Source organism: Virgisporangium aurantiacum (genome assembly GCF_016863635.1).
Classification (GTDB): Bacteria; Actinomycetota; Actinomycetes; order Mycobacteriales; family Micromonosporaceae; genus Virgisporangium; species Virgisporangium aurantiacum.
This window is the reverse complement of sequence record NZ_BOPG01000078.1, coordinates 51,839-66,415: the sequence shown is the minus strand read 5'-3', so window position 1 is coordinate 66,415 and position 14,577 is coordinate 51,839. Positions and strand designations below refer to the sequence as shown.

The 14,577-nt window shown below is 69.9% G+C and carries 11 protein-coding genes and 1 pseudogene; 6 read left to right on the top strand and 6 right to left on the bottom strand.

Annotated elements, in window-relative coordinates:
- Nucleotides 1-253: 253 nt before the first annotated feature.
- The 4 genes from Vau01_RS49755 to Vau01_RS49740 form a co-directional block, all read right to left on the bottom strand.
- A complete protein-coding gene (locus Vau01_RS49755; protein WP_204008128.1) occupies nucleotides 254-439 on the bottom strand; it encodes a hypothetical protein in 186 nt (61 codons plus the stop codon).
- 18 nt (nucleotides 440-457) lie between these two features.
- Nucleotides 458-625 carry a thiomuracin/GE37468 family thiazolyl RiPP peptide gene (locus Vau01_RS49750; protein ID WP_204008127.1) on the bottom strand — a complete coding sequence of 56 codons (168 nt, stop codon included), beginning with the start codon at nucleotides 623-625 and terminating at the stop codon, nucleotides 458-460.
- A 13-nt stretch (nucleotides 626-638) separates the two neighbouring features.
- A complete protein-coding gene (locus Vau01_RS49745; RefSeq protein ID WP_204008126.1) occupies nucleotides 639-824 on the bottom strand; it encodes a hypothetical protein in 186 nt (61 codons plus the stop codon).
- A 349-nt stretch (nucleotides 825-1,173) separates the two neighbouring features.
- Nucleotides 1,174-2,109 (bottom strand): ArsR/SmtB family transcription factor, encoded by a 936-nt coding sequence (locus Vau01_RS49740; RefSeq protein WP_204008125.1) that lies wholly within the window; start codon nucleotides 2,107-2,109, stop codon nucleotides 1,174-1,176.
- Nucleotides 2,110-2,405: 296 nt separating this feature from the next.
- Between Vau01_RS49740 and Vau01_RS49735 the strand changes: the two genes are divergently transcribed.
- Nucleotides 2,406-5,516, top strand: coding sequence for an AfsR/SARP family transcriptional regulator (locus tag Vau01_RS49735; RefSeq protein WP_204008124.1), 3,111 nt, complete (start codon nucleotides 2,406-2,408; stop codon nucleotides 5,514-5,516).
- Nucleotides 5,517-5,610: 94 nt separating this feature from the next.
- Here the strand turns inward: Vau01_RS49735 and Vau01_RS49730 are convergent, their stop codons facing one another.
- Nucleotides 5,611-8,649, bottom strand: a complete 3,039-nt coding sequence (locus Vau01_RS49730; RefSeq protein ID WP_204008123.1) for an ATP-binding protein — start codon at nucleotides 8,647-8,649, stop codon at nucleotides 5,611-5,613.
- Nucleotides 8,650-8,814: 165 nt separating this feature from the next.
- On the opposite strand from Vau01_RS49730, the gene Vau01_RS64025 reads away from it, so the two are divergent.
- Nucleotides 8,815-9,021, top strand: coding sequence for a hypothetical protein (locus Vau01_RS64025; protein ID WP_239152562.1), 207 nt, complete (start codon nucleotides 8,815-8,817; stop codon nucleotides 9,019-9,021).
- 69 nt (nucleotides 9,022-9,090) lie between these two features.
- Here Vau01_RS64025 and Vau01_RS65475 read toward each other — a convergent pair.
- Nucleotides 9,091-9,357, bottom strand: a pseudogene (locus Vau01_RS65475) (SDR family NAD(P)-dependent oxidoreductase); the annotation flags it as partial.
- Nucleotides 9,358-9,797: 440 nt separating this feature from the next.
- On the opposite strand from Vau01_RS65475, the gene Vau01_RS49720 reads away from it, so the two are divergent.
- From Vau01_RS49720 to Vau01_RS49705, 4 genes are all read left to right on the top strand, one after another.
- A complete protein-coding gene (locus Vau01_RS49720; protein WP_204008122.1) occupies nucleotides 9,798-10,760 on the top strand; it encodes an ATP-binding protein in 963 nt (320 codons plus the stop codon).
- Nucleotides 10,761-10,972: 212 nt separating this feature from the next.
- A complete protein-coding gene (locus Vau01_RS49715; RefSeq protein WP_204008120.1) occupies nucleotides 10,973-13,240 on the top strand; it encodes an ATP-binding protein in 2,268 nt (755 codons plus the stop codon).
- 99 nt (nucleotides 13,241-13,339) lie between these two features.
- Complete coding sequence (locus Vau01_RS49710; protein ID WP_204008118.1) at nucleotides 13,340-14,020, top strand: alpha/beta fold hydrolase; 681 nt, start codon at nucleotides 13,340-13,342, stop codon at nucleotides 14,018-14,020.
- 38 nt (nucleotides 14,021-14,058) lie between these two features.
- On the top strand, nucleotides 14,059-14,574 hold the full coding sequence (locus tag Vau01_RS49705; RefSeq protein WP_204008116.1) for a sigma-70 family RNA polymerase sigma factor: 516 nt from the start codon (nucleotides 14,059-14,061) through the stop codon (nucleotides 14,572-14,574).
- Nucleotides 14,575-14,577: the final 3 nt, after the last annotated feature.

Here is a 14,577-nt window from a genome sequence, read left to right as displayed (position 1 = left end):
AATCAGCTGCAGCAGCAACAGCAGCAGGCGAGGCAGCAGCTGCAGCAGCTACAGGGCAGGCCCACGGAGGCCGCCATTTCCGTTCCGCCGTGACCGAGGTCGAGTGCGTCCAACGACAGGTCGGTACCGGTCATCGGTTGTAGTAGTTCGACATCCAGATCGTTCAATTCGAGTGCGAGTCGTGCTCCCGCGGACATGGACCAGCCTCCGTTGGCAGTTGGCATACGGGTTGTGAGCGGTTGACTGGACCGCCTCAGGAGCAGCAGCAGCAACAGCAGACGACGCAGCAGCTGCAACTGCACGGCCCACAGGACGCGGCCACCTCGGCCATCGCCTGTCCGCCCATCAACGATTCCAACGAGACCTCGTCGGACGTGCCGGCGAACTCGAGGCGCTCCGCCTCGAAGTGGTCCAGATCAAGGACAATGACGTCCGTCATGGCTGTTCCTCCACGCCGTCAGCAGCAGCAGCAACAGCTGCACAGGAAGACGAACGGCGGCGACAGGATCGACGCGTTCGTCTCGGTCATGGCGTGGCCGGTACTCAGAAACTCGAGCGCCACGACGGTCGCGCTGTCCACGACCTCGATGGGCTCGATCTCCAGGTCCTGCAGATCCAGTTTCATCTGTCTCCTTCCCTCAGCAGCAACAGCAGCAGCACGACACGCAGCAGCTGCAGCCGTACAGACACGACGCGGCCAGTTCGGCCGTGGCTTGTGCGCCGGACACGGAGTCCAGGCTCAGCGGAATGCGGTCGGCCACCAGTTCCAGTGGCTCCACGTCGATGCCGGTGAGCTCCAGCGCGAAGTTCTCGCGGGTGGACATTGCTTCCTCCTTTCCCGACCAGCCGACCCGCTGATCAGCAGCAGCAACAACACGGAAGGCAGCAGCTGCAGCACCCCACCGGAAGGATGGAGGCACCGAGCTCCGTCATCGCCTGGCCACCCATCAGGGATTCGAGCGACACCTCGTCCGGGTGGTGCGATATTTCGAGCCTTTCGACACCCAGATCCGACAGATCCAGGGCCAGTCTTTCCACCGTCATTGACAATCACCTCCCTTCCTCATCGGCGGAAGTTGGCTGTGACGCTAACGAGGTGGTTCCGGGGCGGGCCAGCTTTTCACGGTTTGCCGAAATGGCGACGCGGTCCGGTGCCGGCCGAAATCGGACCGGTCACGGCCGACCCAGCACATCGACGAGTTCGTCGCCCCGGACGCTGCGTCGCGCCCGGACCTCCCGGCCGTACCGTTCGCGGGTCACCAGTCCGGCGGCCGCCAGCCGGCCGCAGTGATACGTCGCCGCGCTCGGCGCGCACCGGAGCACCGCCGCCAGTTCGCCCATGGTGAGCGGCTCCCGCAGGGCGTGCAGCACCAGGGCCCGGGTGGGGCCCAGGAGGGCGGTGAGGAGCCGGTCGGGAGGCATCGCGGGCCTGCCGGCGCCGTCGAGCAGGCGTCCGATACCCGGCAGGGGGTAGCCGATCCACACGACACCCGGGAGGCTGAAGTTCGCCGCGACCGACCGGTCGCCGGTGAGCATCGGAGCGAGCACCAGCGTGCGTTCCGCCAGCCGGTGCGAGGTGGGATGCGGATCGTCGAACGACAGCCATCCGTCGGCGTACCGGCAGTTGGGCAATGACGACAGGACGACGTCGAGGCATCCGCTGACGACCGCGCGGCCGATGCGCTCCTGTTCCCGTCCGAGCAGGCCGCCGGCCAGCTGCCAGATGCCCGCGATGCCGGTCCAGGCGTCCTTGATCGTCGCGGTGTACGAGCACAGCCAGCGCCGCGGATCGTCGATCACCGGCCGCCAGGACGGCGGGAGCGTCGCCGATTGTTCAATTTCCGTCAATTCTTCGAGGAGGCTACCGGGCAGTACGGCGTCGAGTCGTTCGACCGCCGAGGCCATGCTGAGCCGGTCGGTCGACGTGAACGGGACAAGGCAGTCGGGTATCAACGTGGCACCGGGTTGCAGCAGCGGCGCGAAAGCCTCCCGGGCGCAGCCCGGTACCGCGGCCCGTACCGCCCGCCGCCACGGTTCCGGCGCGCCGCGTCTGCGGCCGAGCGCGTCGGTGGTCAGGATTATCGAGGTCAGTACGGGTACGGGCAGCACGACGACCCGGATCCGATGGAGGTCTCCGAGATGGAGTTCGGTCCGGGTCGGGCCGTGCGCGCAGGGTGGGCGGTGCGTCGGCCAGGGGCGCCCGCCATGCGGTGTCCCGGGCTTGGTTGACTCGCTCCGACATCGGCAAACCAGGGATTCCGGCATGGTGTTTCTCCCCGCTGTTCGCTGTGCGAATCCGCCTGATCGACGCGGCGGATCGGCAGGGGAAGTGTGCCGAACGGCCCTACGCGACTTGCCATACATTGATGTATGGCGCGGCCGGTGGCCGACCGTTGGGGGTTCAGATGCCCGCTTTCCGCTTGCTCGGTCCCTTCGAGATGCGCGATCGCGCCGGGCTGCCGGTCGCGCTGCCACGCCGTAAACAGCGGTCCCTGCTTGCGTTTCTGCTCCTGCGGGCGGGCACCGTCGTGGGCACCGACGAGATAGTCGACGCGCTGTGGGGCGATCGGCCGCCGGCCTCCGCCCGCGCCAACCTCCATTCATACATGTCGGCGCTGCGGACCGCCCTGGCGCGGGCCGCACCCGCCGACAGCGTCCGGCCCCGGTCGGTCGCCGGCGGCTACGTGCTCGACGTGCGGCCCGACGAGAGCGATGTCGGTGTTTTCGACGCCCTGGTCGTCGAGGGCCGGCAGGCGTTGGCGGAGGCCCGGCACGAGGCGGCGGCCGACGTTCTGACCCGGGCGCTCGGGTTGTGGCGGGGCCCGGCGATGGAAGGGCTCGGGCAGCAGGAGTGGTTGGTGCCCTTCACCACGCGGCTGGAGGAGTCGCGGCTGGCCGCCGTCGAAGACCAGGCGGAGGCGCGCCTGTATCTCGGCCGCCATGCCGAGATGACAGCGGAGCTGGCCCTTGCGGTTGCCCAACACCCGTTCCGTGAGCGCATCAACGGCCTGTACATCCAGGCGTTGCACCGGGCGGGACGGCGGCCGGAGGCGCTCGCGGTCTACAACCGGCTCAGCGACGTGCTCGACGCGGAGTTCGGTACCCGGCCCAGTCCGTACCTACGCACGCTGCACCGCCAGATCCGGGCCGACGACCTGGTCGGGTCGCCGGGCCGGACCTCCCTGCCGCCGACCGGCGTCGCACCGGTGGCCGCTCTCGGCCCGGCCCTTCTTCCACCGGACATCCCCGACTTCACCGGCCGCGCCGAGCACCTGCGGACGTTGACGGGGCTGCTGGACCGGGGAACCGACGACCCGCCGCACGTGCTGATGGTGGCGGGCATCGCGGGCATGGCGGGCGTCGGCAAGACCGCGCTGGCCGTCCACATCGCCCATCGGCTGGCCGCGTCCTACCCCGACGGCCAGCTCCACGTGAACCTCCATGGCGCGGAACACTCGTCGCTGGATCCCGCGGAGGTCCTGGCCCGGTTCCTCCGCGCGTTCGGCGTCGACTGGCGCGCCATTCCCGCGGACCTCGCGGAGCGGTCGGCGCTCTACCGCAGCCGGCTGGCCGGGCGGCGGGTCCTGATCGTCCTCGACAATGCCGCGTCGGAGCAGCAGGTGAGGCCGCTCCTGCCGGGCTCACCCACCTGCGCCGTGCTCGTGACCAGCCGGCGCCGGCTCACCGGCGTGGAGGGCGCCCGCTGGCTCGACCTGGATGTGCTGTCCGACGCCGACGCGGTACGGCTGCTGGCGTCGGTCGTCGCCGACGACAGGATCGCCCGGCAGCCCGCCGCGGCGGTCGAGATCGTTCGACTGTGCGGGCGGTTGCCGCTCGCGGTGCGTATCGCCGGGGCACGCCTGGCCAGCCGGGCCGCCTGGCGCCCGTCGGATCTGGTCCAGCGCCTCGGTGACCAGTGGCACCGGCTGGACCACCTGACGGCCGGCGACCTGGAGGTCCGCGCCTCCCTGGCACTCAGCCGGGACGGGCTCGACCCGGACGCCCGACGGCTGTTCGGCCGGCTCGGCATGTTCGCCGTGCCCGACTTCACCGTCCTGCTGGCCGCGGCCGTGCTGGACACCACCGTCGAGGAGGCCGGCCGCCACGTCGAATCCCTTGTGGACGCCCAGTTGCTCATGACCAGCCAGGACGGCGCCGGCCAGTTCCGGTACCGGTTCCACGATCTCGTCCGGCTGTACGCGCGGGAACGGGCCGAAATCGAGCACGGCGCGGAGGAGTTGGCCGGCGTGCTGACGCGTGGCTTCGGCGCCTGGCTCGCCGTCGCGGAGCGGATCGCGGAACGGATACCCGGCCCGTGCTACGCGTCGATCAGCGGTTCGGCCCCGCGCCCGGTGATCGACTGGCAGCGTGTCGAGGTGCTGCACCTCGATCCGCTGGCATGGTTCGACGCCGAGCGGGCGACGTTGGTGTCCGCGGTACGCCAGGCCAGTGACATCGGCCTCGACGAGGTCGCCTTCGATCTGGCCGGGTGCCTGGAGAAGTACTTCGACCTGCGTGGCATGTACAGCGATTGGGAGGCGACCAACGCCCGGGTCATGGAGGTGTGCCGCCGGGCCGGAAACCTGCGCGGCCAGGCCGTCATGCTGCGTGGGCTGATCGACGTGCGCACCTGGGTCAGGAGCCACCACGGCGGCGAGGCGATGGCCGAGGCGCACGAGAGCTCGACGCGGCTGCTGGAGATGTTCACCCGACTCGGCGACCTCCGCGGCATGTCCGATGCCACGGTCATGGCATCGTGGGCGCTTGCCGCCCAGGGGCAGCAGGCCGCGGCGATACAGTACGCCGAGCGGGCGCTCCGGCTCGCCGACCGGTCGGGGCATCTCGGCGGTCAGGCCCGCGCGCACGTGGCCCTCGCGGTGGCGCGTCGCGAGCAGGCGCAGCTCGAGGCGGCGATCAGCGAGCTGATGAGCGCGCTGACGGCGGCGCGGCGGCTGGGCAACTGCCGCTACGAGGCGACCGTCTTGCAGTTCCTCGGCATCGGCCACAGCGAACTCGGCAACCTGGCCGCCGGCGAACGGTTGTTGACCGAGTCGCTGGCGATCTCGCGTCGGTTCGGCGACGACTACACCGGCGCGCTCAGCCTGATCACCCTGGCCCGGATTCATCTGGCCCAGGGCGACGCGAGGGCCCACGGAGAAGCGGAGAACGCACTGTCGATCAGCCGCGAGTACCGGATGGACCACCACGCCGCCGACGCGCTCGCCGTGCTGGGCGAGATCGACCTGGCCGAGGGCAGGGCGGGCGACGCCGTGGCCAGGCTGTCGGAGTCCGTCGCCATCTGGCGCACCCGCGGCTGGCTCTCCTACGAGGCCGCGGCGCTGACGTCGCTCGGCCGGGCATACGTCGACGTCGACCCGGGGGCGGCGTGGAAAGCGTTCGAGTCGGCGAGGGACCTGTACTGCCGGCTCGGCCGGACCGCCGACGTCACCGAACTGGACCGACTGCTCGACGAGGTCGCCGCTGGCCGCCGTCCGGATCGACACCGAGATGCATAGATGTCGCGAGCCTGCGTGAAGGCGGTCCGGGCAGCCGTCGGTTGGGCGCCGGCATACGCACGGCCGAGATCGGCCAGCGCGGCGGCCTCGTAGGCTATTGACGCTCGGCGGGCATTCCCGTGAGGTGCTGTAGGTCGAGGGCGAGCTGCGCCGCATCGACCGGTGCGGCGATGCGGTAAAGCTCCACAGCATGAGCGAGGTCGGCCGCAGCCTTGGCGATGCGTCCGAGTTCGAGTTCGCAGCGTCCGAGTCCATCCAAGCTCTTGGCCTCCTGCCGCACATAGCCGGTGGCGCGCGCAATGCCCAGCGCTCGTGTGTGATCGGACATGCTGTCGTCGATTCGGCCCAGCAGCCGTAGTGCGATTCCCCGGTGGTTGAACGCTGCCGCCTCGACCGGCGAGTCGCGAGAGCCCTGAAGAGCCCTGTCGTAGAATTCAAGTGCGCTGGTGTAATCCCTTGCGGTACAGGCGAAATGGCCGCGTTGCTCGAAGACGGCTGCCATGCCCGGTTCATTTCCGAGCTCGTCGAATAGTCGTTCGGAACCGTCCAATGCCGCGTGCGCCTCCAACCGGTTCCCGGCGAGGCGGTGTGCCTGTGCGAGATACAGGAGGCTTCTTGCCTGCCCGTGCAGGTTGCCCAGGGTGGAGTAGATCCGGTTCGCCTGATCGCAGACTGCCGCGGATTCCGTGTAGGCCCCGGTGAGCACCCGAAGGTCGCCGACGGCGACCAGGGCGCCTGCGGCGCCGTGCCGGTACCGGATGTCGCCGCAGATGCGCAGGCTCCGCTGGAGGTCGCGGTCGGCGGCGGGAAGGTCCGCTGCCGTAGTCTTCGCCAGCCCAAGATAGTGGAGGGTGTCGGCTTCACCGATACGGTCGTCCAGGTCCACGAAGCAGGCGAGCGCGTCGACGAGGGTGTCAATGGCCGTTGCGACGTGGACCGTGGACCACTGCACCAGGCCCAGGTTGGTCAGGGCCTTTGCCTCGCCCTGGCGGTCCGATCGGTTGCGGAAGATCGCCAGGGCCTGCGTGAGAACGTCCGACGCCTGGCGATGGTTGCCGGTGACGCGGTGGACCACCCCCAGTTCGGCAAGGACGCCGGCCTCGCCGTCGCGGTGGCCACCGTCGCGATAGATGGTGAGCGCCGAGTTCAACGCCTGGACGGCGCCTGGGTAGTCGCCGCTGAGGTGGCGTACCACCGCCAGTTCGGCGAGTACGTCAGCCTGACCGCGTCGATTGTCGAGGTCGTGGTTGATGCTGAGCGCATTGTCGAGGGCGCGTGCCGCGGCGGGATAGTCGCCGAGGCGTTCCTCGACGGTGCCGAGTTCAGTCAATGCCGCTGCCTCGGCCCCGGGGTCGTCGACGTGCCGGGCAGCGGTGACGGCGGCGACCTGCAGCCGGCGAGCCTGCTCCCACGGTCCGGCGGCGCGCAGGTAGGCGGCGACGGCTGAGGTGAGGGTCAGGACGCGAGCTGCCCGATGATCGCGGGCCGCCAGGTCGATGCATGCGGTCACGCTGGCAATCTCGGTGCTCAGCCACGTCAGCGCCGCGCGTCGATCGGCCAGGGCGGGCAGCCCGCGGCGCGGCGTTCGGTCGACCGCGTCCAGATCTCGGAGCCGGGCGTCGGCCGCCGTGGTGGCATCCTCGTAGAAGTCGAGCAACCGATCGAGTGCCTGATCCCGCTCGTCGGCATCCATCGATTCCGCAAGGCTTCGGGCATACTCGCGCACAAGGTCGTGCATGCGGTACCGCCGGTGTGCCGGCTCGATCAGCAGATGGTCGCCGGACAGGTCATCGAGGTACGACCGTGCGGTGTCCACCGTGACGTCGGCAAGCGCCGCGACGGCGAACGGCTCGAATTCAATGCCCGGGTGCAACCCGAGTACCTGGAACAGCCGACGGACCTCGACGGGCTGTGCCTGATAAGAAAGATCGAAAGCGGCTGCGAGCGTTCGTCTCTCGGCTTTCATGCCGAGGATGTCGGCGGCCGACTCGTCGAGCAGGTCCCGTACGGTCCACCGGCGATGCTTGTTCAGTACCCCCGCCAACAACGAGATTGCCAGCGGCAGATATCCGCATCGGGCAACGAGTTTGGTCACGTCGTCGGGTTCGTCGACCGCCCGAGCAGCCAGTCGCACGAACATGCGCTCTGCCTCGTCCGGGCTCAGCGTGTCCAGTGCTACCGATGCGGCCGCGAGGTCCGCCAACATGCGGCGACTGGTCACCAACACCAGGCTGCCGGGCGAACCGGGTAACAGCGGACGTACCTGATCGCTGTGGGCGGCATTGTCCAGGATCAGCAGCACGCGTTTGTCCGCCATCAACGCTCGCCACATCGCGGCTCGCTCATCCAACCCGGCCGGCAGGTGCTGCGGAGAGATCCCCTCAGCGGTGATCAGACTCGCCAACGCGTCGGCGGGATCGCTCGGGACCTGACCGGCGGTGTGTCCCTTGAGATCGACAAACAGTTGCCGATCCGGAAACGTGCTGGCCAGCACGTGTCCCACCTGCACCGCGAATGTTGTCTTGCCCACCCCGGCCATTCCATCGATGGCGTGAATGGCGACGATCCCGCCCGCCCGTGCGGCACCCACCACACCATCGACGACCGCGCCCAACTCCCGGTCCCGGCCGGTGAAGGCCGCCTCCCGCGCCGGTAGCGTGAACCGCGCCGCACCTGGCGTCGAGCCGAATCCCGTACCGGCAGCCGCACTGTCGGGGTCAACGGTGCCCGTCATCGCGGCCTGCGACGCTGAAGGTCCGGTTGCGTCGGCGGGACGCCTGCTCTTGGCGGCCTCGTCGTAGAGTTGCCGCCACGCCGTCATGTCGTACAGTTCGACGCGCTCGCCGACCTTCCGACGGGCCCTCTCCGCCAGCGCGGTCAGTACCGCTGCGAGCTGTGCCCACCCTTGCGGTACCGCCGGTTCGCGTGGGTGGCGCCACTCGCTGAGCCGTTTCCCGTTGACCCGCCGGTATGCCCGCCGGTCCTCGTCCGTCAATCCGTGCACCCGCCCGTTCCGGACAAGCTCGTCGGCGACGGTGGCGACCCGGTCGTTGGTCAGGTCCGCGACGGCAAACAGCTCGTTGAGGCGGCGAGCGAACCGGTACCGCGGGTGCTCACGGTCGCTGGCCGTCATCCCCGCCCTCCCTCCGCCCGGACCGGATCCGCACCGGACCGCACCGGAACATACCGTGACCTGCGCTTATGCAGAGCGTAGCTGGAGCATGGCCGGAAGCACTCCCACCAATGGGGCACGCCCCGTCGTCAACGGGCCGCTGTGCGGTCTGATCAGGAGTGTTCCATGCCGATCCGCGTCGTCCTTTTCATGTTCGCCCTGGCCCTCGCCGTGGTCTTCGCGATGTTCGCCGCCGTCGGCGCCGGCGTGCTGGCCCATCTGCGCGGCTCGCACCCCGCCGCCTCGCTCGCCGCCGGGGCCGTCGCCTTCGGCGCCACGCTCACCCTGGCCACACTGCTCGGGGGCCTGGCCCACGCCGTGCTGTACACCTGACCCGTATGACATCGTCGGCCTACCGGGCACCGGTGACAGCCGCGTCCAGCCGGTCCGAAGACCGCCGTTGACGTCGTAGGTGGCCCCGGTGGTGAATGACGACTCGGACGACGCCAGGTGACAGATGGTATGGGCCACCTCGTCCGCTGAGCCGAATCGTTGCCCGAGCGGAACGGAGCGGGCGAGCGCCGAGCGGGCTACCGGATCCATCGCCTCGGTCGTGGCCGAGGCGACCGGTCCGGGAGTGACCGCGTTGACCCGGATGCCGTCGTCGGCGAGCAGGCGGGCGAACGAGCGGGTGACGGCCAGAATCGCCGCCTTGCTCGCGGGAGTAATGCATGCCGGTCACGATGCCGCCCGGCGGTGATCAGGAACGTGCCGCGCGCATTGGTCTCGAGAAACGGCGCCCCAGTCCGGCCCCGGTCGAGCCGGGAGACGTTGGCCCGGCTCCCGAGCTCCCGGCACCGTCGCGCGACGCGCTGTGCGGTGTCGGTCCACCGGGGCCGCACCGGCGGGCGCTGGTGGGTACCGGGTAGTTCGGCTTCGATCTGCGTCGACACCCGCTAGAGCACATCCTCACGTCCGTACGCCGCGACGGGTGCGCGCCGATCGGCAGACCATCGACGCTGACGTGGTGTTCCACGCTTTGTCTTGCTGGAAACGGTTTTCATTCTAATGTGCGACCACCCGGCGAAGTTCTAATGCCTCGCGGCCCCGGTACCTACACTGTTGGTCATGAAAACCGTTTTCGTAAAGAGTGGATCGGAGTCTGTCCGGTGAAGGTCGCGTTCGTGGGTAAGGGCGGCAGTGGGAAGACCACGCTCGCCTCGCTCTTCGTCCGGTATCTCGTGGAAGATGGTCGTCCGGCGCTGGCCGTGGACGCCGACATCAACCAGCACCTGGCGGTGGCCCTCGGCGCCGACGAGGACCAGGCGCGCACGATCCCGCCGCTGGGCGAGCACCTCGCCACGATCAAGGACCACCTGCGCGGTGACAACCCGCGCATCGCATCGTCCGACGCGATGATGAAGACCACCCCGCCCGGTCCCGGGTCGCGGCTGCTGCGGGTGGTCGAGCAGAACCCGGTGTATGCGGCGTGCGTGCGCCCGGTCGGTGCCGTGCGCCTGGCCGTCACGGGCGCGTTCACCGAGGCCGACCTCGGCGTGGCCTGCTACCACTCCAAGGTCGGAGCGGTCGAGTTGCTGCTCAACCACCTGGTCGACGGCCCGGGCGAGTACGTGGTCGTCGACATGACAGCGGGCGCGGACTCGTTCGCGTCGGGGATGTTCACCCGGTTCGACCGCACGTTCCTCGTCTGCGAACCGACCGTGCGCAGTATCGCGGTCTACCGCCAGTATCTCGGCCACGCGCGGGACTACGGCGTGGCCGTATCGGTCGTGGGCAACAAGGTCGAGGACGACACCGACGTGGCGTTCCTCCGCGAACACGTCGGCGACGACCTGCTTTGCTGGGTCGGCCGCTCGGTGTACGTGAAGAACGCCGAACGGGGGCACCTGGCACCGCTGTCAGCGCTGGAACCGGCCAACCGCGCGGTTCTCGACCAGATGCACGCGGCCGTCGACGCGACGGTGCAGGACTGGGATGCCTTCACCCGGCACGCGCACGAGTTCCACCGCCGCAACGCGTTCGCGTGGGGCAACGGCCAGGCCGGCACCGACCTGACCGAACAGATCGACCCCGATTTCGTGATGGGCCCAGCGGCGATCAGCGCCCGCTGACGTCAGGCACCGGCAAGGGCTGATCGGCGGTCCCGGCGTCGCGCTGTGAGGACTATCCTTCGGTACGGAACCCCATGTACTGACCGGGAATCCGCACGCCCGCAGGGGAGACGCGTATGGTCGCGAACGGACACGTCGGCGCGCGCCTGCTGCGATGCGAACCGGCGGTGGCGCCGGCGATGCTGCCGATCCGGCAGTAGTCCAGGTCGACGATGGGGTCCCCGGTCACGGAACCGCCCGGCTTTGCGGAGTTGCTGCGCGGTCACCGGCACGCGGCGCGCCTCACGCTGGAGCAGCTCGCGGAGGCGTCGGGGGTCAGTGCCCGGACGCTGTCGGACATGGAGCGCGGGCGTAGCCGGGGGCCTCAGCATCGGACCGTGACCGCTCTCGCGGACGCGCTCGCGCTCGGGGAGGCCGCCCGCGAGCAGCTCATCGCCCGGGCCCGGGACGGCCGCCTACGCGATCGCTGGACGCGTCCGACCGGCCTGTGCGAGTTGCCGCGTTCCGTTGACGACTTCACCGGACGAACCGCGGAGCTCGCCTGGATCAACGACTTCGTCGACGGGGGAGGCGTCCCGGGTGCCGCCGGAGCGGGACTCGTCACCGGACCCGCCGGCCTGGGGAAGACCACATTCGCGGTCCGGGCCGCCCACGCACTGCGGCCGATCTTCCCGGACGGCGTGTACTTCCTCGATCTGTACGGGATGTCCCAGCAACCCGTCGCCATCGACGACGCGTTGCGGCTGCTGCTCCGCGCCTTCGGCGTCGCGGAACAGCAGGTGCCGGGCGACCCCCCGTCCCGCGCCTCCCTGTACCGGTCGCTGGTACGGGACCGCCGGGTGCTGGTCGTGCTGGACAACGCCGGGTCCGAAGAACAGGTCCGCGCTCTGCTGCCGGCGGGTGGCGCGGGTCGGGTTCTGGTGACCAGCCGACGGTTGCTGGCCGGCCTGGAGGGTGTTCGCCGGCTCAGCCTGGGCCCGTTGCGGTTGGAGGAAGCCACCGAACTGCTGACCGGAATTCTGGGCGAACGCTCCACATCGGACGGCGAGCCCGCGCTGAACCAGCTCGCGGAGCTGTGCGGCGGGTTGCCGTTGGCGCTGCGGATCGTCGGGAACCGGCTGGTCAGCCGGCCCGGTTGGAACGCCGTCGACCTGGCGGCGCGGCTGACGAACGAGGAGCGCCGCCTGGACCAGCTCAGCGCCGGCGATCTCAAGATCGCGACCGCGTTCGGACTGTCCTACGAGCAGCTGGCGAGCTCACCGCGGCGGGTCTTCCGTCGGCTCGCCCTCGTGCCGGGTCCGGACTTCGACGCCGCTCTCGCCGCCGTGCTCGGTGAAAGTTCGATCGAGGCGACGTGGGACGCCCTCGACGAACTCGTCGACCTCGGTCTGCTGCAGGACACCACCTCGGGCCGCTACCGGTTCCACGACCTGGTCCGGCTCTTCGCCCGCGACCGGCTCCAGCGGGAGGACACGTCGGTCGAAAGCGACGCCGTCACCGCCAGGATGATGGCGTGGCTGCTGCGCATGGCCACCACCGCCGGGCGGTGGTTCGGACCCGATCACCGCCGTCCCGACCGGCCCGACGCCGATCTCCCGTTGTCCTCGGTGGAGGAGGCCGAACACTGGCTGCGGGCGAACGTCGAACACTGGCTGGGCGCACTGCGGTACGCCGCGAAGGGCGACCAGCACGCGGTCATTCTGGACTGCGCGGATGCGTTGGACCCTTTCTCCGACCAATGGATGCACGGTCCGCACTGGCACGAGGTGTTCACCCTCGCCGCCGCGGCCGCCGAGGCCCTGGGCGACCCGGCGCGGCAGGCCGGGCAGCTGAACTCGCTGGCCTGGGTGCATCTGGTGCCACGAGACGATCCCGAGGCCGCGTTGCGGTACACGGACCGGGCGCTGGACCTCGCCACCCGCAGCGGTGCCACGATGGAGATCGCGTCGGCGCACCACCTCGCGGGCGGCGCTCTTCGACGGCTCGGCCGGATCGAGGACGCCATCGCGGCGGAAACCCGGGCGGCGGACATGTTCAAGGCCGTCGGCGACATCGACTCGTATTGCCAGTGTCTCGGCGCCCTGGGCAGCTGCCTTCGCGACGCCGGACACCACGCCGAGGCGCTGGAGCAGTACCTCGACCTGTGGGCGCTGGTGAACGACGACCGGGCCGGGGTGACGCCGAGCGTCGTGGCGTTCACCCGGCCGCTCGTGCTCGCCCGCGTCGGCGAGTGTCTGGGACTGCTCGGCCGCCGGCCCGAAGCGATCGACAAGCTCACCGAGGCGACCGGCCTCATGGCGCAGGCTCAACTGCTCGCCCTGCAGGGCCGCTCTCTGGAGACACTGGCGGAGCTGCTGGCCGAGGAGGGCCGGCGCGCCGAGAGCCAGCGCACGTACGCGCGGGCCGCCGAGGCGTACGTCGCGATCGACGACGCCGACGCGAGCCGCCGCTGCCAGCAGCTGGCGACCGCCACCGGGTGACTTTCGGGCACCACTTCTGCGTGCTGTTCTGCGTGGTCCCCTGCACTCCGCGCCGCTTGTATGGAGTGCATCGAACGAACGCAGTGGCCGGGAGTGACCATGACGACGATCAAGAACATCCTGCTCGTCCACGGCGGTTTCGTGGACGGATCCGGCTGGCGGGGCGTCTACGACGACCTTGCCGCGGACGGTTTCCACGTGCGGATTGTCCAGAACCCGACGCTGTCGCTCGACGGTGACGTCACCGCGACCCACCGGGTCCTCGACGCGTTCGACGGCCCCGCCGTCCTGGTCGGCCACTCCTACGGCGGCGTCGTCATCAGCGCGGCCGGAACGCACCCCAACGTCGCGGCGCTCGTGTACATCGCGGCGTTTGCCCCGGACAAGGGCGAGTCGGTCAGCACCTTGATCGCCGACCCGCCGGCCGGGGCGCCGGTGCCGCCGATCCTGCCGCCCCGCGACGGCTTCCTGCACCTGGACCGGACGCGGTTCCACGACGCGTTCGCCGCCGACCTGCCGGCGTCGTTGGCCGCGTTCATGGCCGACGCGCAGGTTCCGTGGGGGGTGGAGGCGCTCACCGGGGCCGTCACCGAGCCGGCCTGGCGGCACCGGCCCAGCTGGTACCTCGTCGCCACCGAGGACCGGATGATCCCACCGCCGGCGCAACGGTACATGGCCGACCGGGCCGGATCGGCGGTTGTCGAAGCGATCGGAAGTCACGCCATCTACGTCTCCCAGCCCGTCGCGGTGGCCAACCTCATTCGCGAAGCCGCCGCCTGATCAGAAACCACCGTCAACCAGACTTGGACGGAGCCGAGATGCTCACGATAACGTGCCCGACTCCCGCCGACCGGTTGTGGCAGTTGCACTCCCGGCACCGCCACGCCCTGCGCGACTACCTCACGAAACTGCTTCTCGGTGACGTACAACTCGCCGAGGACCTGGTGCAGGAGACGTTCCTGCGGGCCTGGCGACATCTGCGCGAGAAGGTCGACATCGACCCCGACGCGTTCCGGCCCTGGCTGTACACGGTCGGCCGCCGGCTCGTCGTCGACCACCTGAGGGCGCGCCGCGCCCGCCCCGCCGAACTGATGGTCGACGATCTCAGCAAGCTGTCCGTCGCCGCGGACCCGATCGGCGAAATGCTCGCCGTGGGAGCCCTCCGCGACGCGCTCGCCGATCTGCGACGCGATCATCTGGAAGTGCTGATCGAGCTGCACTTCCGCGGCCACAGTCCGGCCCAGGTCGCGGAGCGACTCGGCATCCCGGTCGGCACCGTGAAGTCGCGGGCCTTCTACGCCATGCGCGCTCTGCGCGCAAAGCTCGACGGTTAGGGG

Bases quoted from the DNA above. Each gene is read 5' to 3' on its own strand.
- Vau01_RS49755 (WP_204008128.1), bottom strand. From the start codon at position 439: ATGACGGACGTCATTGTCCTTGATCTGGACCACTTCGAGGCGGAGCGC.
- Vau01_RS49750 (WP_204008127.1), bottom strand. From the start codon at position 625: ATGAAACTGGATCTGCAGGACCTGGAGATCGAGCCCATCGAGGTCGTG.
- Vau01_RS49745 (WP_204008126.1), bottom strand. From the start codon at position 824: ATGTCCACCCGCGAGAACTTCGCGCTGGAGCTCACCGGCATCGACGTG.
- Vau01_RS49735 (WP_204008124.1), top strand. From the start codon at position 2,406: ATGCCCGCTTTCCGCTTGCTCGGTCCCTTCGAGATGCGCGATCGCGCC.
- Vau01_RS49730 (WP_204008123.1), bottom strand. From the start codon at position 8,649: ATGACGGCCAGCGACCGTGAGCACCCGCGGTACCGGTTCGCTCGCCGC.
- Vau01_RS64025 (WP_239152562.1), top strand. From the start codon at position 8,815: ATGCCGATCCGCGTCGTCCTTTTCATGTTCGCCCTGGCCCTCGCCGTG.
- Vau01_RS49715 (WP_204008120.1), top strand. From the start codon at position 10,973: ATGGGGTCCCCGGTCACGGAACCGCCCGGCTTTGCGGAGTTGCTGCGC.
- Vau01_RS49710 (WP_204008118.1), top strand. From the start codon at position 13,340: ATGACGACGATCAAGAACATCCTGCTCGTCCACGGCGGTTTCGTGGAC.
- Vau01_RS49705 (WP_204008116.1), top strand. From the start codon at position 14,059: ATGCTCACGATAACGTGCCCGACTCCCGCCGACCGGTTGTGGCAGTTG.